General features: G+C 67.0%; 18 protein-coding genes. 12 read left to right on the top strand and 6 right to left on the bottom strand.

Annotated elements, in window-relative coordinates:
* Window positions 1–35: 35 nt before the first annotated feature.
* Together ACQPZP_RS28505 and ACQPZP_RS28500 are read right to left on the bottom strand one after the other, a co-directional pair.
* On the bottom strand, window positions 36–476 hold the full coding sequence (locus ACQPZP_RS28505) for an SRPBCC family protein (protein ID WP_433472801.1): 441 nt from the start codon (window positions 474–476) through the stop codon (window positions 36–38).
* Window positions 477–492: 16 nt separating this feature from the next.
* Window positions 493–1,380, bottom strand: coding sequence for an N-acyl homoserine lactonase family protein (locus ACQPZP_RS28500; RefSeq protein WP_433472800.1), 888 nt, complete (start codon window positions 1,378–1,380; stop codon window positions 493–495).
* 100 nt (window positions 1,381–1,480) lie between these two features.
* Here ACQPZP_RS28500 and ACQPZP_RS28495 point away from each other — a divergent pair, with 100 nt between their 5' ends.
* Window positions 1,481–1,954: a MarR family winged helix-turn-helix transcriptional regulator gene (locus ACQPZP_RS28495; RefSeq protein ID WP_433472799.1), complete on the top strand. Its 474-nt coding sequence runs from the start codon at window positions 1,481–1,483 to the stop codon at window positions 1,952–1,954.
* A 93-nt stretch (window positions 1,955–2,047) separates the two neighbouring features.
* Here the strand turns inward: ACQPZP_RS28495 and mctP are convergent, their stop codons facing one another.
* From mctP to ACQPZP_RS28480, 3 genes are all read right to left on the bottom strand, one after another.
* Window positions 2,048–3,658, bottom strand: coding sequence for a monocarboxylate uptake permease MctP (mctP, locus tag ACQPZP_RS28490; RefSeq protein ID WP_433472798.1), 1,611 nt, complete (start codon window positions 3,656–3,658; stop codon window positions 2,048–2,050).
* A 5-nt stretch (window positions 3,659–3,663) separates the two neighbouring features.
* Window positions 3,664–3,819, bottom strand: a complete 156-nt coding sequence (locus ACQPZP_RS28485) for a DUF3311 domain-containing protein (protein ID WP_433472797.1) — start codon at window positions 3,817–3,819, stop codon at window positions 3,664–3,666.
* A gap of 152 nt (window positions 3,820–3,971) precedes the next feature.
* On the bottom strand, window positions 3,972–4,217 hold the full coding sequence (locus ACQPZP_RS28480) for a DUF3311 domain-containing protein (protein ID WP_433472796.1): 246 nt from the start codon (window positions 4,215–4,217) through the stop codon (window positions 3,972–3,974).
* 169 nt (window positions 4,218–4,386) lie between these two features.
* On the opposite strand from ACQPZP_RS28480, the gene ACQPZP_RS28475 reads away from it, so the two are divergent.
* The 6 genes from ACQPZP_RS28475 (at window position 4,387) to ACQPZP_RS28450 (ending at window position 16,163) form a co-directional block, all read left to right on the top strand.
* Window positions 4,387–5,919, top strand: coding sequence for a sodium:solute symporter family protein (locus ACQPZP_RS28475; protein WP_433472795.1), 1,533 nt, complete (start codon window positions 4,387–4,389; stop codon window positions 5,917–5,919).
* Window positions 5,916–6,533 carry an RNA polymerase sigma factor gene (locus ACQPZP_RS28470; protein ID WP_433472794.1) on the top strand — a complete coding sequence of 206 codons (618 nt, stop codon included), beginning with the start codon at window positions 5,916–5,918 and terminating at the stop codon, window positions 6,531–6,533. Before ACQPZP_RS28475 ends, ACQPZP_RS28470 begins: the two co-directional genes overlap by 4 nt.
* Window positions 6,530–6,814 (top strand): hypothetical protein, encoded by a 285-nt coding sequence (locus tag ACQPZP_RS28465; protein WP_433472793.1) that lies wholly within the window; start codon window positions 6,530–6,532, stop codon window positions 6,812–6,814. Before ACQPZP_RS28470 ends, ACQPZP_RS28465 begins: the two co-directional genes overlap by 4 nt.
* Before the next feature lie 351 nt (window positions 6,815–7,165).
* Complete coding sequence (locus ACQPZP_RS28460) at window positions 7,166–8,188, top strand: serine/threonine-protein kinase (protein WP_433472792.1); 1,023 nt, start codon at window positions 7,166–7,168, stop codon at window positions 8,186–8,188.
* 50 nt (window positions 8,189–8,238) lie between these two features.
* The gene (locus ACQPZP_RS28455) at window positions 8,239–11,016 is read left to right on the top strand and encodes a DEAD/DEAH box helicase (protein ID WP_433472791.1); all 2,778 of its coding nucleotides are present in this window, start codon (window positions 8,239–8,241) and stop codon (window positions 11,014–11,016) included.
* Complete coding sequence (locus tag ACQPZP_RS28450; RefSeq protein WP_433472790.1) at window positions 11,013–16,163, top strand: Eco57I restriction-modification methylase domain-containing protein; 5,151 nt, start codon at window positions 11,013–11,015, stop codon at window positions 16,161–16,163. Before ACQPZP_RS28455 ends, ACQPZP_RS28450 begins: the two co-directional genes overlap by 4 nt.
* Before the next feature lie 128 nt (window positions 16,164–16,291).
* On the opposite strand, the gene ACQPZP_RS28445 is transcribed toward ACQPZP_RS28450, so the two are convergent.
* Window positions 16,292–16,717 carry an ATP-binding protein gene (locus ACQPZP_RS28445; RefSeq protein ID WP_433472789.1) on the bottom strand — a complete coding sequence of 142 codons (426 nt, stop codon included), beginning with the start codon at window positions 16,715–16,717 and terminating at the stop codon, window positions 16,292–16,294.
* 102 nt (window positions 16,718–16,819) lie between these two features.
* Here ACQPZP_RS28445 and ACQPZP_RS28440 point away from each other — a divergent pair, with 102 nt between their 5' ends.
* From ACQPZP_RS28440 to ACQPZP_RS28420, 5 genes are all read left to right on the top strand, one after another.
* Window positions 16,820–17,632: a helix-turn-helix domain-containing protein gene (locus tag ACQPZP_RS28440; RefSeq protein ID WP_433472788.1), complete on the top strand. Its 813-nt coding sequence runs from the start codon at window positions 16,820–16,822 to the stop codon at window positions 17,630–17,632.
* Window positions 17,629–17,823, top strand: coding sequence for a DUF397 domain-containing protein (locus ACQPZP_RS28435; RefSeq protein ID WP_433472787.1), 195 nt, complete (start codon window positions 17,629–17,631; stop codon window positions 17,821–17,823). The genes ACQPZP_RS28440 and ACQPZP_RS28435 overlap by 4 nt, the downstream gene beginning before the upstream one ends.
* A 1,024-nt stretch (window positions 17,824–18,847) precedes the next feature.
* Entirely contained in the window at window positions 18,848–19,117 is a 270-nt protein-coding gene (locus ACQPZP_RS28430) for a hypothetical protein (RefSeq protein ID WP_433472786.1), read from the top strand.
* On the top strand, window positions 19,110–19,715 hold the full coding sequence (locus tag ACQPZP_RS28425) for a DUF6879 family protein (protein WP_433472785.1): 606 nt from the start codon (window positions 19,110–19,112) through the stop codon (window positions 19,713–19,715). Before ACQPZP_RS28430 ends, ACQPZP_RS28425 begins: the two co-directional genes overlap by 8 nt.
* Before the next feature lie 14 nt (window positions 19,716–19,729).
* Window positions 19,730–20,440: a DUF6082 family protein gene (locus tag ACQPZP_RS28420; RefSeq protein WP_433472784.1), complete on the top strand. Its 711-nt coding sequence runs from the start codon at window positions 19,730–19,732 to the stop codon at window positions 20,438–20,440.
* Window positions 20,441–20,567 lie beyond the last annotated feature (127 nt).

The following is a 20,567-nucleotide window of genomic DNA, read 5'->3' as shown; positions in this document are numbered from 1 at the left end:
CCAGTCTCCCCAGGTGATGTCGCGGCCGGTTCCGGTTACGGGGACGATTCGAGGATCTGTCTGAGAGTGTTCAGGTTCTTCTTCATGCCCTGTTTGAAAAGGCGTTCGGTCAGGCCGCCGAGGTGGGCGGCGGGGCTGGTCAGCCCTTCCCCGCTGATCTCACCGTCCAACATCAGCCTGGTGCCGCCTGGGTTCGGTTCGGTCCGGTAGTGGTAGCGGAAGGGAGTCGGGCCGCTCGTCGAGGAGAACGCGACCTCTCGGCCCGGGGTGTAGGCCGTGATCTCGACGTCGTTCCGCGCGGGCCCGCCGGGCAGGGATCGCAGCATGCGGAACCGTGCGCCCTTTCCGGGCGGGCCCGTCATCGCCGTGACGCTCTCCACCGCCTCGTACCACCGGGGCATGGCGCGGAAGTCCGCGACGACCTCGAACACGCGCGACGGCGGACGGTGGATGTCCAGCGATATGCGGAAGCTCATCGTCGTCTCCGATCGATCAAGCGGAGAGCCGCCGGCCGGGTCCGCCGTCGAGGGCGGCGGCCAGCCGCTCTGCCGCACCCGGGTCGTGCGCGGGCAGGACGACCAGTCCGGGAAGGCGGGTGCGGAGTTCGTTCACCATCCGCGTCGCCGTCCGCATCTGCCGCTTGTCGCCGACGCCCGGAAGCTTGCTCTGGGCGAGCAACGTGTCGTCATAGGTCAGGTCGCCGACCATGAGGAGCGGCGGACGGTCCGGACGGCGCACGAGCATCGACATCGAGCCGGGCGTGTGGCCAGGAGTGGGCAGGAGCACCAGGCTGCCGTCGCCGAACAGGTCGTGCCCGTCCTGGAAGGGGGCGAGCGATGTGTCGCCGAGGCCTTCCATAGCGACCCGCCTCCACCGCAGGCCCGGCAGGTCGATGTGGTCGGGCATGAGGCCGCGGGCTTGCGGCAGCGGCCGGTGCAGCGACTCCCATTCCGGCAGGCTGACGGCGATCTCCGACCGGCCGAGGAGCGGAAGCCCGCCGATGTGGTCTTGGTGGAGGTGGGAGACGACGGCTGTGCGGACGTCCTCGACGCCGTGCCCGAGGCGGCGCAGCCCGGCCGCCAGGGTCTCGTCGGGCCCGATGTCGAACCTGGCGAGCCGCGAGTAGACCAGGCCGTTCGCTCCGCCGGGGAAGTACCCGGGGTCGGTGACCGAGGCACGGTCCTGGCCCGTGTCGAACAGCACCAGGCCCTCGCGGTGCTCGACGACGTACACGTTGATCGGTCTCGGGGCCGTCCAGCGGCGGGAGGTGGCCAGCCACAGGTAGGTGTTCTTCCAGGTGGGCCCGACGTGCTCGGGCCGGATCGCGACGCTTCCGGTGCTGATGACGGACACTCCCGCGATGGGGTCGGACGTGGTCATGATGACTCCCTTCGATTGCGTTACACGACATTAGATTACACGACATCTATGCTTCGGCAAGAGGTGTCCGGTAAATATGTGTCGTGTAACCTATGGGCCCGTGAAACCTGTTGAGGAGCTGCGCTACCTGGTCCTCGCCGTTCAGCGTGAGGGAAACCGGATCCTCGCCGCACAGCTGCGGCCGCTCGGGCTCACCCCCTCGCAGGCCGAGGTTCTGCGCGTGCTGCACGATCACCAGCCCCTCACGCTGTCGGCGCTCGGCCACCTCCTGGTCTGCGAGACCACCGCGAGCCCCAGCCGCCTGGTCGACCGGCTGGTGTCGCAGGGACTGGTCCAGCGCGCCACCGACCCGGACGACCGCAGATACGTCACGCTGACCCTCACCCCGGAAGGGCGGGGGCTCGAACGCCAGGTCGCGGACGCCGAAGACCACCTGTACGGCCTCCTGGAACGGCTCGTGGCCGGTGAGCGTCTCGACGAGACCGTCCAACTGCTACGGAAGGTGGCGGACGAGTTCCCCGCCGGCCAGGCCCTAGCCCACCGCCGCGAGTCGTCACCGCCCCGACCGGCCTGACCTCTCGGAACAGAGGGGCGCAAAGGAGGGCTGGGCGAGTGAGCGGCCTGTGGCGGACGCTCGCAAGCGTCCGCCACAGGCCCCTGGGCGGGGTCAGGTGCTGGCGGTGACCTCCAGGTCCTTGACCTTCGGGTCGCCCTTGTCGGCGAGGTAGTCGGAGGTGCGGGTGGTGTCTTCTCCGTCGGCGAGTTTGGCGGCTTTGAAGATGATGGTGGCGATGACGGCGATGGCGACGTTGACGGCGAGTGCGAGCATGCCGGCGTAGACGGTGGTTTGGGTGTCGAGGCCGAGGTCGTTGAGGGGGTAGGCGGAGCCGCCGAAGTGCTCTTTGCTCTTGGCGGGGTTGGGGATTTGGTAGAGCATCCATAGGCCGGTGGCCATGCCGGTGGCCCAGCCGGTGATGAGGGCGCCGCGGTGGAACCAGCGGGTGATCAGGCCGAGCCCGACCGAGGGCAGGGTCTGCAGGATGATGACGCCGCCGATCAGTTGCAGGTCGATGGAGAACTCGGGGTCCAGGGCCAGGATGCAGGCGACTGCGCCGGCTTTGACGATGAGTGAGACCAGTTTGCTGACGGTGGCTTCTTCTTTGGCGTCGGCGTCGCGGCGGATGTATTCCTTGTAGATGTTGCGGGTGAACAGGTTGGCTGCGGCGATCGACATGATCGCGGCGGGGACCAGGGCGCCGATGCCGACGGCGGCGAACGCCACGCCGGCGAACCAGTCGGGGAACATGTGGTCGAACAGCACGGGGACGACGGTGTTGGTGTCGGGTTTGCCGCCGGTGGTGATGGGTTTGACGCCGGCGGCGATGGCCATGTAGCCCAGCAGCGCGATCAGGCCCAGGACGAAGCTGTAGGCGGGCAGTGCCGCCATGTTCCGCTTGATCACGTTGCGGTTGCGGCTGGCCAGGACGCCGGTGACGCTGTGCGGGTACAGGAACAGCGCCATCGCCGAGCCGAGTGCGAGCATCGCGTAGTTGAGTTGGCCGGACCCGGCGATGGTGATGCCGTCCCCGGGCGCCGGGGTCTTGTCGAATTTGGTTTTGGCGGCGTCGAAGATGTCGCCCCAGCCGCCGAGTTTGGACGGGATGTACAGCACGGCGACGATGATGACCAGGTAGATCAGCACGTCTTTGACGAAGGCGATCAACGCTGGTGCGCGTAGTCCGGACTGGTAGGTGTAGGCGGCCAGGATGACGAAGGCGATGATGATGGGCCAGTGCCCGTTGACGCCCATGGCTTTGAGGACGGCTTCGATGCCGACCAGTTGCAGGGCGATGTAGGGCATGGTGGCGACGATGCCGGTGATGGCGATGACCAGGGCCAGGGTGGGGGAGCCGAACCGGGCGCGGACGAAGTCGGCGGGGGTGACGAACCCGTGCACGTGCGACACCGACCAGAGCCGGATCAGGATCAGGAACACCAGCGGGTAGACCACGATGGTGTAGGGGACGGCGAAGAATCCGGCGGCGCCGGCGCCGAAGACCAGGGCGGGGACGGCGACGAAGGTGTAGGCGGTGTACAGGTCGCCGCCGATCAGGAACCAGGTGATCCAGCTGCCGAAGCTGCGGCCGCCCAGGCCCCATTCGTCCAGGCTGTGCATGGTGTCGGGGCGCCGCCACCGGGCGGCGACGAAACCCATCCCCGACACCAGCGCGAACAGCACGGCGAAGACGATGATCTCGGTGAGGTGGTCCGATGCCATCGCGCTCAGCCCCGCTTCTTGGTCATCTGGTAGACCACGACCGTGCAGGCCACCCCGAGCGGGATGAACGCCAGCTGGATCCAGTAGAAGGCCGGGAACCCGCCCAGCCGCGGGGTGTCACTGTTGTAGAACAGCGTCAGCAGCGGAACCACCACCGGCACCACCAGCAGCCAGTTCCAGGCACTCCGATCCGAACGGCCCTCAGACGGCGGGGACGATTGCGGCTCCTGTGGGGGTCGGTCATCGATTCTTGGCATGGGTGATCTCCTCGTGAACTGAAGGACAGGGCGGACCGGACCGCGGAGGCGTGCGGTCAGGTGTTCGGTCGGCGGCGTGGTGGCGAGGGGTGGGGCGGGCGGTCCCGGCGCTCGCGCAGCAGCAGGTACGCAGCCAGCATGCAGACGACGCTGCCCGGGACCCAGGCGAACTGGTACCAGTAGAAGAACTCCATCCCGGCCAGCCGCGGTGTCGAGCGGGCGTACCACGGCACGCACAGCAGCGCTACGACGGGCAGGGCCAGCAAGGTGCCGGCAGCGGCACGTCGCGCTGGTTTCGCCATCACGCCTCCGGGGGGTTTCGCGGTCTTGTGGCAGAGTTGTCGACACCCGCGATCCGGTTGACATCGAATTTCCACGAGATTTCCTGCCGGTCTGTGTCAACCAGACGTATGACATGCGCAACACAGAGGCAATGCTGGACGGATGCGGCGGTGACGGATGATCGAGCCGGTGAGCGTGGTGACGTTCCTCGCCGTGCTCGGCGGGACGTCGCTGGCCGCGGTCACCGCCCGCCGGTTCCGCCCGGCCCCCGAGCTGCCCACCCTGGAGAGCTGGGCGCTGGCCGACCGCCGGATCGGCGCGCCCGCCATGTGGTTCCTGCTCGGCGGCACGATCTACACCGCCTACACCTTCGCCGCCGTTCCCGGCCTGGTCTACGGCATCGGGGCGCCGGCGTTCTTCGCCCTGGCCTACACCGTGATCGTGTATCCGCTGGCCTTCGTCCTGCTGCCCCGGCTGTGGACGGTGGCGCGACGGCACGGGTACGTCACGGTGGCCGACTTCGTCCGCGGACGGTACGGCTCTCCGATGCTGGCGCTGGTCGTGGCCGTCACCGGAGTGCTGGCCACCATGCCCTACATAGCGCTTCAGCTGCTGGGCATCCGCGCCGTCCTGACCGCGGGCGGCCTTTATCCGCGCGGGGCCGCGGGCGATCTCGCGCTGATCGCGGTGTTCGCGGTCCTCGCGGTGGCGACCTGCCGGCATGGACTGCGCGCTCCCGCCGTGATCTCGCTGGTGAAGGGGACGGCGATCGTCTGTGCGGTCGTGGCCGTGGTCGTTCTGAGCATGGACCGTCTCGGCGGGCCCGGGCCGATGTTCGCCGGCGCGGAACGCCGCCTGTCGACCGGCGGAACCGCAGGGGCCTCGATGGCCCTGGACCCGCGGATGTACTCCGTCTACGCCACCCTCGCGCTCGGCTCGGCGATGGCGCTGCTGATGTATCCGCACGTGCTGACCGGGGCGTTCGCCGCCACCGGAGCGGACGCGCTGCGCCGCACGTCGATCGCGCTGCCCGCCTGGACGGCGGTGCTCGGGCTGTTCGCGGTGCTGGGCGTCGCGGCCCTTGCCACCGGGATCGTCGCGCCGCCGGGTAACGCGGAGGTCGCGGTGCCACTGCTGGTCAGGGAGGTGACGCCTGCGGCACTGACCGGGCTGGTGTTCGGCGCCCTGGCCGTCGGCGCGCTCGTTCCGGCGGCGGTGATGTCCATCGCGGTGGCGACCCTGTTCGTCCGCAACATCTACGTCGAGTTCTTCCACCCGACGGCCACGCCCAAGCACCAGCGGCGGATCGCGCAGGCGGTCTCGCTCGTGGCCAAGGCCGGGGCCGTGGTGTTCGTGTTCGGGCTGCGCGGCCAGGACGCCATCAACCTGCAGTTGCTCGGCGGTGTCTGGATCCTGCAGACCTTCCCCGCCGTGGCGGTCGGACTGTTCACCCGGCGGCTGCACCACGTGGCGCTGCTCGGCGGATGGGCGGTCGGAATGGCCGCAGGCACCCAGATGGTGGTCAGCGCCGGATTCACCTCGGTCATCCACGTGGGACTCGGCGGGTGGCAGGCGCAGGCGTACGCAGCGGTCGTCGGCCTCGGGCTCAATCTGCTGACCGTCGCGGTGCTCACACCGCTGCTGGACAGGATGGGGGTGCCGCGCGGCCGGGACCTGACGTCGCCGGCCGGCCCGCGGCCAGGAATGGAGACGATCACATGACCGTCCTGAGGCCCGGCGTCCCGTTTCCGCCGCCGCAGCCCGCTCCGGACGTCGCGGCGTTCGCCCCGCCTGAGAGCGCGGCACCATCCGCGCGGGCGCCCGGGCAGGCCGACGCCGACGGACGTGCCATGGATCGCGAGGCCGTGCTGACCCGGCTGTTCGACCTGCACTACCCGGGGCTCCTGCGGCTGGCCGTGCTGCTCGGCGCCGACGACGGCGAGGACATCGTCTCCGAGGCGTTCTGCCAGCTGCACCGCCGGTGGAACCGGCTCCGCACGCCCGATGCCGCGCTGCCTTACCTGCGGTCGGTGGTCTGCAACCTGACCCGCATGCGGCTGCGTCACCTCCAGGTCGTCCGCAAGCACATCGACCAGGGGGCGGATTCGGTGCAGTCGGCCGAGAGCGCCGCCTTGCTGCGCGACGACCAGCGGGCGCTGGTCGCGGCGCTGCGGCACCTGTCGGCCCGGCAGCGCGAGGCGCTGGTCCTGCGATACTGGCTGGGGCTGTGCGAAAGCGACATCGCCGCCTCGATGGGCATCTCGCAGGGCGCGGTCAAGACGCACGTCGCCCGCGGCATGACCACTCTGACCAAGCTGATGCAGGAGCGACGATGACAGGCGGTCCCGCTCTTTCGGGAGATCAGCTGCGCGCGGCCCTCGACGCGCTCACCGACGGGGTCCAACCGGCACCGGACGCCTACCAGCGGGTCCGGCGCGAGTGGCGCCGCCGGGAACGCCGGCGCCGCCGGATCGTGGCCACGCTCATGGCCGTCCTGTTCGTCTGCGCCGACGTCGTCGGCCTGTGGGCCCTCAACCAGGCCGACGACCGGCCCCACGTCATCTTCAACGACCCGGCCCCGTCCCAGCGGCAGCCCCCGGCGATCGACACCCCATAAAGGCCGGGCCGGGAGATCTCCAGCAGCACTCTTTCCAGGGCCTGCACGTGCGCAACGACGGCGTACGGGTTTTACCGGGGAGTCTGTCCGAATACGGTCAGCCGCTTCCCGCGTCCCGGGAGGCGCGGTCGCAGACATCCCTCCCACTCGCTCCGACCTGGGACGACGCTTCGGACGCGGGCTCCTTCGGCCCGTCCGGCCCGGACGATGGATCCGGAGTGGCCCACGGTCACCGCGCCGCGACCGTCGGGGAACCGTGTCGCGGCTACCTGCGCCGACCTATCCTGGCTACCCGGCCGCGGTTCCGGTCGGAGGTCCCTGGTCCGCACCGTCCGGAAATGGCAGGTGGCGATGAAGCCGCTCGAACCGGCCGATCCTCGGGAGATCGGCGGCATCGAGTTGCACGGCAGGCTCGGCCAGGGCGGGATGGGCGTCGTCTACTTCGGAGTGACCCCCGACGCGGAGCACGTCGCGGTCAAGGTGATCCGGGACGGCATGGCGAGCCAGGACGGCATCCGGGAGCGGTTCGACCGCGAGGTGCTCGCGCTGGGGATGGTCCAGGGCCCGCGCGTCGCGGGGCTGGTGGCCGCCGCCGAGCCGGGCGCCGAGGCGCCGTGGCTGGCGATGGAGTACGTGCGGGGCGAGACGCTCAAGGAGTACCTGGAGACGCGTCCGGCGCTCAGTGCCGAGATGGGCGCGGCGCTGGGCGTCCTGCTGGCGGAGGCGCTCACCGAGATCCACGGCGCCCGGCTCCTGCACCGCGACATGAAGCCGGGCAACGTCCTGCTCGGCCCGGACGGCCCGAAGGTCATCGACTTCGGGCTGGTCGACCTGACCGAGGCGGACGAGAGCCTCACCCGGACCGGCTTCCGGCTCGGCACGCCGGTCTTCATGTCGCCCGAGCAGGTCGACTCGGCGAAGGGCCTGGCGCCCGCGACGGACGTGTACTCGATGGGCGTCACTCTGCTCTACGCGCTGACCAAGCATCTCCCGTACGAGGGGCTGAACGGGCACGCGCTGTACTTCGCGATCGCGAACCCCGACAAGGAACCGGACCTGTCGGGGGTGCCCGCGCCGCTGGCGCCGGTGGTCGAGGCGATGACGGCTCACGACCCGCGAGTGCGTCCCACCCCGGTGGAGGCGTCCAGGGAGTTCCGCGGGGTGCTCGCCGCCGGCGGCCTGACTCCGCGGGACGCCCGCGTCCATCTTGCGACGCTCACCTACGTCGAGCGGCCCGACGACCCGCCGTCCGATGTCGAGCCTCCCCGCCGGCCCGCCCGGCCGCGACATCGGGAGCGCTCGGTGCCCCGTCCGGTCGTGGCCTCGCTCGCGGACCGGCTGGCCCTCGCCTACGGGCCGGGCCCCAGGCTCTGACCAGCGCCCCCGCCCCACCCCCCGCAGAACGACCGTAAGGAGCCCGCCGAGTGACCTCCGCCGACGACACCGCGACCCCGTTCGCGCCGGGCGCGCGCATCGAGGTCCGCGACGCGGAGTGGATGGTCCGCACCTGCGTGTCCATCGCCGAGGGCGTCTACAAGATCACCGCGGTGGGGGTCTCGGAGTTCGTGCGGGACGAGGACGCGGTCTTCTTCACCGACATCGAGCATCCGGCCCAGCTCCGCCCCGAGGACACCCAGCTCGTCGCCGACACGTCCTCGGCGTTCGCGCGCAGCCGCCTCTACCTGGAGTCTGTGCTGCGCCGCACGCCGCTGCCGCAGTCGGAGCGGGGGCTGGCGCTGGCCGACCGGTTCCTGCTCGACCCGCTCACCTATCAGCAGCGCCCGGCGGAGCTGGCGCTGAAGGGGCTGCGGCCCCGCATCCTCCTCGCGGACGTGGTGGGGCTCGGCAAGACCCTGGAGATCGGGCTGATCCTGGCGGAGCTGATCCGGCGGGGACGCGGTGAGCGCATCCTCGTCGTGACGCCGCAGCAGGTCCTCGAACAGTTCCAGCACGAGCTGTGGACGCGGTTCGCGATCCCGCTCGTCCGGCTCGACTCGGTCGGCATCGAGCGGATCCAGCGCGACATCCCCGCCGGTCGCAACCCGTTCCTGTACTACAAGCGCGTCATCATCTCCGTCGACACCCTCAAGAACCAGGGCCGCTACGGGCAGCACCTGGAGAACATGCACTGGGACGCCGTCGTCATCGACGAGTCCCACAACCTCATCAACGAGGGGAACCTCCGCAACAAGCTGGCCCGCCTGCTCGCGAGGCACACGGACGCGCTGCTGCTGGCGAGCGCGACCCCGCACAACGGCGACGCCAAGTCGTTCGCCGAGCTGATCGGCCTCCTCGACCCGGCTGCGATCGCCGACCCGAAGGAGTACTCGGCCTCCGACATCGCCCACCTCTACCTCCGCCGGACGAAGATCAGCGACGAGGTGCGCGACCAGATCGGCGGCCGGTGGCCCGACCGGGGGCCGTCGGTGGCCCTGCGCAGCCCCGCCACGCGCAAGGAAGAGGCGATCTTCGCCGAGCTGGCCGGGGTCTGGCTGCCCGGTCCGGACCGCACCGGCGGCTCGGTGGTCGACGGCGACCGCCGCCTCTTCCCGTACACGCTCGCCAAGGCGTTCCTGTCCTCGCACGTCGCGCTCGGCGCGACCGTCGCCAAGCGCTTGAAGAACGCCACGGAGCCGCGCGAGATCGAGGCCCTCAACGATCTGGCGCTTCTTGTCGAGCAGATGGACGACGCCGACTCCGCCAAGCGCAAGGCCCTCGTGGACGAGCTGAAGCGCATCGGGGTGAAGGCCAAGGGCACGATGCGCGCCGTCGTGTTCTCCGAGAGCATCCCGACCCTGGAATGGCTGGCGGACACCGTCCCCGGCGAACTCGGGCTCGCCGCCGACCAGGTGCAGATCATGCACGGCGGCTTCTCCGACCAGCGCCAGCAGGAGATCGTGGAGAACTTCTCCCTCGCCGACAGCAAGGTCCGCCTGCTGTTCACCGGGGACGTCGCGTCCGAGGGCGTGAACCTGCACCGCCAGTGCCACCACCTCGTCCACTACGACCTGCCGTGGAGCCTCATCCGGATCGAGCAGCGCAACGGCCGCATCGACCGCTACGGGCAGGAGCACCAGCCGCAGTTCCGCGCGCTCATCCTGACCTCGGAGACCGAGGGCGCTCTGGACGACACCACGGTCGCGGAGAAGCTGCTGAGGCGCGAGGAGGAGGCGCACCGCAGCATCGGGACGGCGGAGGCCGTGACCCGCGAGTTCACGGCGAAGAAGGAGGAGGACCGTCTCATCAAGGACCTCCTTCGCGGCAAGTCGGTCGAGGAGTCCCTCGCCGAGGCGCCGCCCACCGACTTCCTGGCCGAGCTGTTCGGCGCCGTGGAGCAGGGGGAGGCCCGCGCCGAGGTCAGGCGGGCCCGCGTCCCGAAGCTGTTCGGGTCGACCGAGGAGTTCGTCCGCGAGGCCCTGCGGACCGTCTGCCCGGACCTGCGGATCGACGACGACGGCGAACTGCTCGCCTTCGAGCCGCCCAAGGACCTGATCCACCGCCTGTCCGCCCTTCCCGCGTCCTACCTGCGCACCCACAAGATCAAAGAGCGGATGAAGGTCACCTTCGACCGGGACCTCGCGCAGCGCAAGCTGGACGAGGCCCGCCGCACCAAGACCATGTGGCCGGACATCGCGTACCTGTCGGACCTGCATCCGATGGTGGAGTGGCTGGTGGACAAGGTGCAGGTGCAGCTCGTCCGCCGGCAGGCGCCCGTCATCGCCGCGAAGGTGGACGAGCCGACGTTCCTCGTCCAGGGCATCTACTCCAACGCGCTCGGGCAACCCACGGTGGTCGAGTGGATGGCGATCAGCGGCCTGCCGGGCGCCCCGGCCGTCCGCGACATGACCGAGGTCCTCGCCGAGGCCGGGGTCGGCCCCACGATGATCAACACCACCAGGACGCCCGGCTTCGACCGTCTCACGCCCCTCATCGAGCCGGCGATCGCGGCCGCGCGCCGCCACCTGGACGAGCAGCGCGACCGCCACGACGACGAGGTGGCCCGCCCGCTGCGCGAGTACGACGGGCAGCTCGAACTGTGGGAGCGGCAGAGCCTGGAGAGCCTCGCCGGGACATCGCACGGAACAAGGAAGCGGGGGGCCGTGGACAGCACCGTCGCCGAGCAGAAACGGCTGCTCCGGAGCTTGGAGACGACAGGGGAGCCGCTGCTGCGCATCCTCGCCGTGCTTGAGGGGGACTCGTGACCTACGACTCGATCGTCAACCGCGGCGACTACTTCTCGGCCCACTACCTGGCCGAGGTCCTCCCCAAGGACCTGAAGAAGAAGGACGGACTGCTCGCCCGCTGGGCCGAGGCCGAGAAGGACGGCGAGCAGACCCCGCGCACCGGCCTGCGCGCCCTCAAGCGCGACTACTTCAAGCAGCGCCCCTTCTTCGCGGACAGGCTGGAGACCGTCCGCGAAGGCGGCGACATCCGGAACGTCGAGGAGTGGGAGAAGAACCTCCACGAGCTGCACGGCGACATCCTCCGCGCCCTCGGCTTCGAGGCCGAGCCGCGCGTCCTGACCGTCGAACGGTCCGACAAGCAGTACGAGGTCGCCGTCGCGCACGCCGAGCCGGCCGACCGTCCCGGCGTCATCGCGATCGAGTGCGGTTGGGCGCCGGACGTCGACGCCGCCCTCGACATCGCCGAGGCCGGGCGGCTCCTCAGCCCGGTCGAACTCGACCACCCGCACATGCTCCGGACCGGCGACAAGCTCGCGTCCTGGCTGTTCGCCGCCGACGAGCCGCCCCGCTACGTGCTGATCCTCGCGGGCGGCGTGGTCATCCTGGCGGACCGCATGACCTGGGGCGAGGGACGGTACCTCGCCGTCAGCCTGGACGTCGCCCTCGGGCGCAGCACGGCCGCGTCCGCCGAGATCGACACCATCGCCGCCCTCTTCGGCGCCGACTCGCTGCTGCCACCCGAAGAAGGCGGAGCCGAACCCCTCGCCGAACTGCTCTCCGGCTCCCGCCAGCACGCCGTCGGCGTGTCCAAAGAATTGCGCGAAGGACTCCGCGAATCCGTCGAGATCATCGCGAACGAGGTCCTCGACCGGATGCGCGAGCAAGGCGTCCGGCCCGAAGAGGTCATGGAACCGGCCGCATTCGCCAAGAAACTCGGCCGCGAATCCCTCCGCTACCTCTACCGGATTCTCTTCCTGCTGTATGCCGAGGCCCGCCCGGAACTCGGCATCCTCCCCACCGACGACGAGGCGTACGTCAGGGGCTACAGCATGGCCCGCCTCGGCGACCTGATCATCCGGGACCTGGTATCGGAGGAGTCGCGCCGCAGCGTCCACCTGTACGAGTCGCTCGACCTGCTGTTCCGCATGGTCAACGAAGGACACAACCCGCGCGGCGCGGGCCTCACCCTCGGCTCCGAAGGTGAGGGACTCCGCTTCGAACCCCTCAAGTCGGACCTGTTCGACCCCAAGCGCACGGAGTTTATTGGCAAGGCCGCGATCGACCTGGACGAGGACGAGCCTGACTCGCAGCCCATCGACACGCGTCTCCGCAACGAGGCGCTGTACAAGGTGCTGCGCCTCCTCATGCTCGCCAAGGGCAAGCGCAAGGAGCGCGGCGGCTTCATCTCGTATGCACAGCTCGGCATCAACCAGCTCGGGGCGGTGTACGAGGGGCTGATGTCGTACACAGGATTCATCGCCAAGGAGGAGCTGTACGAGGTCGCCAAGAACGGCGACCCCAAGGACGGCTCTTGGATGATCCCCGCATCAAAAGTGGACGACTACGAGGACGCCGTCTTCGTCCGCCGCGTGGATGACAACGGAATCAAGACCGACGAGCGCGTCCGCTACAAGCCGGGCGCGTTCGTCTACCGACTCGCCGGCCGCGACCGCCAGACAAGCGCCTCGTACTACACGCCCGAGTCGCTGACGCAGGTCACGGTGCAGCTGGCCCTGCGCGAGCGCCTCGACCAGGACGGGACGACCACCGAGGCCCGCGAGATCCTCGACTGGACGATCTGCGAACCCGCCCTCGGCTCCGGCGCCTTCCTCAACGAGGCGATTAATCAGGTCGCCGCCGAGTACCTCAAGAGGCGCCAGGCCGAGAAGAACCAGAGCCTCGAACCCGAGCTCTATGCGCACGAGTTGCAGAAGGTCAAGGCGTACATCGCCCTGCACAACTCGTATGGGGTCGACCTTAACGAGACGGCTGTCGAGCTGGCCGAGGTCTCGATCTGGCTGAACGTCATGCACGAGGGGTTGCAGGCCCCGTGGTTCGGGCTGCACCTGCGCCGAGGCAACTCGCTCATCGGCGCCGGCCGCCGCCTGTACGAGGCACACCACCTGAAGAAGAGGGCGTGGCTCACCACCGCGCCGAAGGACCACCCGTTCCGCGACGGCCCGATCCCCGACGGCCACATCCATCATTTCTTGTTGCCCGCCCAAGGCTGGGGAGCGGTCGCGAGTGAGAAGGAAGCCAAGAACCTGGCTCCCGAGGATGCCAAGCGCCTCGCCGACTGGCGCAAGGGGATGCTCAAGGACCCGTCAACCAAGAAGAAGCAAGGACAGAAACTCACCCAGGTCCAGCGACTCCAAGGTCTCGCCCGCCGCGCCGAGTACCTGTGGGGTCTGGTCATCGAGCGTCTGGAGCTGTCCGAGAAGGACATCAGCCGCCGCATTCACGTCTGGGGTGCCGATGACCTGCGCGAGCCAGGAGAAGAAGTCGTTTCCCGCGAGCAAATTCTCGACGACCTGACTTGGCCGGGCACGCCCTATTGGCGTCTCAAGACCCTGATGGACGCCTGGTGCGCCCTTTGGTTCTGGTCGCTCGACAAGTCCAGTCTTCTGGATGGTTCCGACAGCATCTACGAGCGGTTGAAGGACAACGTCCTCGACAGCGTCCCGCCCACGCCTACTGTGGTTGAGGCACCTGATCCAGACCCGGCTGGATTCCCGCAGACCTGGGAGTCCGCAGCGCTCTTCGGTGACACGCCGGTCCAGATGGCCATTAACCAGCAGAAGCCACGCACCAAGTCAGCGCGCAAGCCTGCCCGCGTCGAGCGCCGCCAGGTGATCCCGCTCGCCGACCTGGAGGACTGGCTCGACTTCGCCGAGGCCCTTCTCGGTACCACGGACATTCCAGAAGGCTCGCTCGGCGCTCACTTCGCTGGCCTGACCGAGATCGGAGAACACGAGGAGCAACTCGCGGCCTGGATGGGTATGGACAGCGAACACAAACTTAGCGACAGGTTTCCTTGGCTCGACACTGTCGAGGACATCGCTAAGGGTCAGGGCTTCTTCCACTGGGAACTCCAGTTCGCCCGGATCTTCGCGAAGGGCGGCTTCGACCTCCAGGTAGGCAATCCCCCCTGGGTGCGTCCCCGTTGGGACGAAGGAAACGTCCTGGCCGAATATGAACCATGGTTTGAGTTGGTTGATAAGCCTGAAGTGGAGGAGTGGGAAAATCGCCGAACAATAACTCTATCGAACGGCTTTGTAGTTCACTTTTTGCTCAGTGAGCTATCAATTCAGGCTGGCCTGAGCTTCCTTAGCTCTGCTGTAACATATCCGACGCTAGTCGGAACTCAAGCCGATCTATATCGGCCATTCATGGTTCGCGTTTGGCAAAATCTTACAGCTCTCGGCATTGCAGGTTTGATTCACCCAAAATCGCACTTCGATGGCACGAAAGAAGGGCGCTTTCGGGCGTCCACGTATAAGCACTTGCGACTTCATGCGCACTTCCAGAATCGACGCCTCTTGTTTGATGAAGTGGACTGGAATAAGCAGTTCTCATTGCAAATCTATGGACGTGAGCGCGCCATTCGCTTCGCGCATATAAGTTGGCTTTTCGATCCGGCAACTTTGACTAATTCCTTTGATCACGATGGCATGGGCGATCCTCCGGGTATTAAATATGAGCGTAGCTGGGATTTGAGGCCACATTATAAACGCATCATTATGGTTGATGCATCAGTGCTTTCGAGGTGGCAACTCCTTGCTGGCGATGGAGGGAGGGGTTTCGAAGAGGCGAAGCTCCTCTATCCCGTGTCAACTGCAGAGAACGATGCGATTGATGCTCTTGCGAATGCCTCGCCGAGGCTGGCGGATTTCAATCCAAGAATTAGCAGAGGGTATGACGAGTCTGGGGCCAAGAAGAATGGGCTTATCCGGTGGGCCACTTTTATGGCTAGCGATTGGGGTGAGGTAATTCTTCGTGGCCCCCAGTTCTCTATTGCCACTCCCTTCGCGAAGCAGCCTCCTGCTATGAAGCATACAGATAAGCCGGTTGACTTGAACAAGTTGAATCCCGATGCTGTGCCAAGTAGTGACTACCAGCGGTCCTGCAGCACTGAAAAATATCGACAGGCGCAGGACACTTGGGTTGACTATCGGGCTTTCGATGGCGGAATAGCGCACACCGCAGTTACCTCAGACGCAAGGACGAACAATCTGACGCCAGAGGATGAAGTGGCGGCCAGGCCGCATCCTATTGTTGTCGAGGGAAACGCGAGTCCGAAGGCCGATCGTGGGAATATTGTTCGGAGACCATATACGGATTTCTATCGCGTAGCCTGGCGGAGGAGGATTCCTTTTAGTACTGAAAGAAGTCTATTCGCGGCGCTGATTCCACCAGGCCCGGCTCATATACACGCAGTTCATTCGATGGCTTTGAAGAGCAATAGAGAAACTGTTGGCGTCGCAGGCTTCTGGGCATCGCTTCCCCTTGATTATCTTGTGCGGGCAACCGGGCGCGCTGATCTTCAGCAAGGGGAGGCCAGGGCGATGCCCGTGCCTGACCCCCGACATCCCCTACTTGACGCCTTGCTTCTGCGTACCTTGCGGCTTAATTGCTTGACTAGAGTATACGCTGATCTCTGGTCAGAACTTTATCAAGAACAGTGGCAGCAAGACTCGTGGGCTGTAGCCTGGGCGAGGATTCCGCCTTTGGGTGAAGAAGGAGAGCACTGGACTCCATCGACACCGCTGCGCACCGAGTTTTCGCGCAGGGCTGCCCTGGTGGAACTGGATGCCCTCGCTGCAATTTTGCTTGGTATCGATGTGGCTGGCCTGATTGCTCTCTATCGTTCCCGCTTCCCTCAACTCGTTGACTATGAATCTGAGATGTGGTTTGACGCTCAGGGACGTAAGATAGCTGCCAATTTCAATCAATGGGGTCATGGGCAGGGCAAAGAGCATTACAGTCAACTGATGGAGCATTTGGAAAGTCCAAGTAAGGTGCCACCGCCTGAGGGGTATCAGGCGCCCTTCTATAAGGCGGATCGGGAGGGTGAGTATCGGCAGGCGCATGCTGCTTTTTCTGAGCGGGCGCGGCGAGCGACGGCTGAGGGGTGGACGCCCGATAGTGGGGGCTCGTCCGCGTGATGATGGTGCGGCGCGCTTTGGATCGTCTTCCGGGCCTTGGATGCGGCGGCGTCGGGCGTTGACTTGCGGCGTGTTGCCCCCATGGGACGTGTCACAGAGGCGACACGCCGCTGTCGATTCCGCAGGCGTCACGGTTTGAGGCGGGCCCAGACCCATTTGCCGCCGGACGGATCCGAGGTGTGGCCGCACTCGGCGGCGAGTGTCGCGACGATCGGGAGGCCCCGGCCGCCGTTGTCGTCCCAGTGCTCCTCGGAGAGGTCCAGCGTGTCGAGCGTCAACTCGATCATTGGGCGAACTCGTGGGCTCGACGGGCTGGCGTCCCAGACGGCGATGAGGACGCCGGCCGCGTCTCGGCTGCACTGGTAGCGGATCTCCTTGCCGGGCGTGGCCGTCACGGCATTGGTGATCAATTCTGAGGCGATCAGGAATGCATCGTCCGATATGTGCATGTAGCCCCAATTGTGCAGGCGCGATCGCGTGAGCGTGCGCGCCAGGCCGGGTGCCGCCTTCGATGCCAGGATGGGCATCAGTAGGCAGTCGGGCGTTGTGATCATCGTCAAGCCTCTCGGGCGCTGTTTCTTTGTTTCTCCCCCAAGGATGAGCAGTTGGGGCTACCTTCCTGTGTATCTCCGATAATCGGAAACAAAGGAGGCGGCGTGGCTCGCGTCCGAGACCCCCTCGACCCCAAGATCTCCCTATGGCACTTTCTGGCGTACGCCCTGCGCTTTGAGCGGGAGCAGCACGGTCTCTCGCTGGCCCAGTGCGGTGAAATCATCAACGCTGCTCGTTCGACTGTTTCCAACATCGAGGCGGGCAGGCTCAAGCTCGGCGATGACCAGGCCAGGAAGCTCGATGCGCGGTACAACACCCCGCACCTGTTCGAGCTGCTGATCTACTTCGCCAACACGTCTCATGATCCAGATTGGTTCCGGCAGTACACCGAGTACGAATCAAAGGCCGAAATCATCCGGATCTACCAGGGACAGGTCATCCCCGTCCCATTGCAGACAGATGACTACGCGCGAGCGTTCCTTGCCGTGGCCGGTGTCAAGGACGTCGACCGCTCACTGGCGGCGCGGGTTGCTCGGCAGGACGCGATCTTCGCACGTCCGAATCCGCCTGTTCTGCTCGTCCTGCTGGATGAGGACGCTCTAGATCGTCCGGTGGGAGGTATCGATGTGATGAGGGGGCAACTCCAGCATCTGCTTGATCTCAGTGAGCGGCCGGATGTGATCATCCGCGTCGTCCCGAGGAAGGTCGGTGCGCACATCGGCCTTAACGGGCCGTTCCAGGTCATGAGCCTTGAGGTCGACGTCGCCTACATCGGTGCCTTCCACGGTGGGCGGTTGGTCCAAGATCCTGTCGAAGTGCGTGAGCTCGCCGTAGATTTCGAGATGATCGGGGCGAAGGCGCTGAGCGAAGACGCGTCCAGGACCCTGATCGTCCAGATCATGGAAGGTTTCTCATGACGATCTACTGGCGCAAGAGTTCCCGCAGCGGCAGCGCGACCGATGAGGCATGTGTCGAGCTAGCCGCATTGCCCGAGGGGGTCGGAGTCAGGGACTCCAAGGATCCGGAAGGCGGACGGCTCGTCGTGGATCGGGCACAGCTCGGAAGCCTGTTGCAGACGATCAAGGATGGGGCTCTCAACCAGGCTTGATGAGTACGCGGGCCGGTCTTGGAGCAAGGACGCTTCGAGATCGGCCAGCTCATCGGGGAGTGGACGGTTGGAGGGGCGCAGGACGAGGCCGGCGCTGGCGGTCGCCCGTGAGGGGCGGCGAGTCTGACGCGGTACCTCCCGACGCGTACGCGCTGGGGGACGAGCAGCCGCGCGACAGCTTGGAGCGTTACTCAACTATCCCGAGCAGGGCATCTCCCGGGGCCGGCTTGCGGGGCCGCACGCGAAGAAGCCGCCATGCCTCCGCACGTCCAGGGGACGTCCGGCCGTCCCGCCGCCTGCCCGGCGGACGCTGCGGCCTCACGCGTCAGGGCGTACCCGGACACGTGACACTCCCGGCTGGTCGTAATGACTGCGTCTCGACGATGGAAGCGACGCCGGCTGAGGCCGGTCCGGAGCCGGGGCTGGCGGTCGCCGCTGTGGAGTGGCTGGCGGCTGTGCAACAACGCTGAACGCGCACGACCTGGTTGGCTTTTCCATCCGTTCCGGGCTGTGCCGCCGCGGGAAGTTCCTGTCGGCTTCGTGAGGCGGGACGTCCATCGCTCTCGGCCCCCGATAGGGCCATGTGCCCCCGTCGTGTGGCATACCTCGTCGGTGATCCGGTGGCGGCAGCGTTCCGTTCGTGCGCTGGACACCGTCCACCTGGCACCGCAGGACCGGCCTTGCTGTCGTCCTGGACGACGTTGGCCCCGTGTGCCCGGTGCAGCGTGCCAGGACGTGAGCGCTCACCCCTCGGCTGGCCGGAAGAGGCCAACCATCGGTCGAGGCCGTGCAGCAGTTCGGAATGCGTCCGCCCGGCGCTTTGCAAAGAGTGGGTCGATATGCGGTTAAGTCGCCGACCAGCGAAGAGCGCTGATCGTCTTCTACGCCACGAAGTTTTCGGCTTCTCAATCCACCTTTGCGTGCAACTCCCCGCCGAATGGACTTTTTGGACAGACCTTGTCACTCCAGTGCCGGTGAGAGAAAATTTTTGCTGACGCACCCGCAACCGGAAGTGAGTTACATCATGGCCAGGCCGTGGGAAGCCGACCACGGTGCGGGGTTCCATCGGCGGCTGGGCAAGACGGCCGCCGAGGTGGGGGACAGCCGCACCACCCAGGACTGCCCGGAGATCTGGGAGCTGGACAACGGCGATATCGCTGTGATCGGCCGCGACGCCACCGGTGCGTACGGCGATCGGCTTCCGCCGGGCGTGAGCATCGGCCCCGACGAGCGCCTTGTGATCATCTCTGGTCGCCTGCTCTCCGCCGCCAAACCGGACATCCGAGATGCTTGACGAGATCCCCCGGCTCTCGGGTGACGAGCTGGACCACGCGGCCTACCACAGCGACTTCGCCCGCCACGTCAAAGGTCTGCGAGGTGTGATCTGGAAGCTCGAACGCTCCCAGACGTTCCGAGAGGTGGATGATCCAAGCTGGGAAGCGTTCCGTTCCGGTGACTGGCGGCGCGCCCTGGACCTCCTTGAGCAGGACCGCGAGGCCGTCCGTACGGAGGCCCGCCACAACAGGCGGCAGGGGCTGAAGATCAAGCGCGTCCGTGTGGTCGAACAGCCCTTGACCCCCTACGTCCAATGGGAGCTTTACGCACTGCGGATGCTCGCGGAAGTGGGCTTCGAGTTGCGCGTTGTCCCGGCCGCCGAACTCGCGCCGTTCGAAACCCGCCGCCAGTTGCCCGAGCTCGTGATAATCGGCAGGCGTGTCCTCTACCAGGTCCGTTACCTCCCCGACTGGACGCCGAACGGGGCCAAACGCATCAACGCGTCCCATGCGATCAGCACGGCCGCGGCCGAGATCTCCCGCCTGTTCCGGAAGGGCGAGCCTCTGCTCGACTTCTTCGAGCGGGAAGTGGCCTCGCTACCCGCCCCGGCGGTTTGATCTATCGTTTCTGGATGCCTTCCGTTCGCATGGGTCGCAGAGCGCTGAGAACACTCAGTCTCAGCCTCCTCGCCATTGTGGCCCTCGGCCTCCTCGGCGCCTCCCCGTGGGCCCTGCGCGCGTTCGAGGGGCCGACCGCCCGCTGGGAACGACTGAGCTTTATCGGCCAGACCTACGGCGCGGCGTCGGCGCTCTTAGCCGCCGTCGCCCTGGTCGGCATCGTGGCCACTCTCATCTTTCAGGCGCGCGAGACGAAGATCGCGCGTGAAGAGGCGCGTCGCATTGCGATAGCCGAGCTGCTCAAGATGGCCATGGACGCCCCCGACCTCGACGCGGCATGGGGCCCGGTGCCGGAGGGCGAGGACCGCAAGGCCCGCCGCCAGCTCATGTACATCAACATGATCATCTCTGAATGGCAGATGTCCTTCGAGACGAAGGCACTCCCCGAAACGCGCCTGCGCGCCATCTCCCGCGAGATGTTCAGCGCCCACCCTGGACGCTCCTACTGGCGCGAAGCCCGCGAAGTGCGCATGAGCACCTCCGAGACGATACGCGCCCGCCGCTTCCACCAGATCCTCGACGAGGAGTACAACCGGGCCCCCGTCCCTCCCTCCGAACGTCCCCGCTCCCGCCGCGCCCGGATACTTCAGGTCGGCGCGGCGGCGGGGGCCGTGGCGCTGGCCTCCGTCCTCGGCCGCGTCCTCACCCGCCGGACACGCCGCTGAGCGCGCGGCCGCACGAGGCTCGTTATCGCCGGAGCCATCTGCCGCACTCATCCGCGCCGACCTGGTCGATTGACCGGTGGCGGTCACAGCGACCCGCCCGAACGGCCTGGGACTGTCACCATGCGTA

The sequence above is a fragment of the Spirillospora sp. CA-142024 genome (assembly GCF_050942325.1).
Lineage (GTDB): Bacteria > Actinomycetota > Actinomycetes > Streptosporangiales > Streptosporangiaceae > Spirillospora.
Note: the sequence above shows the minus strand (reverse complement) of the source record. Positions and strands in the feature narration are given on the sequence as shown.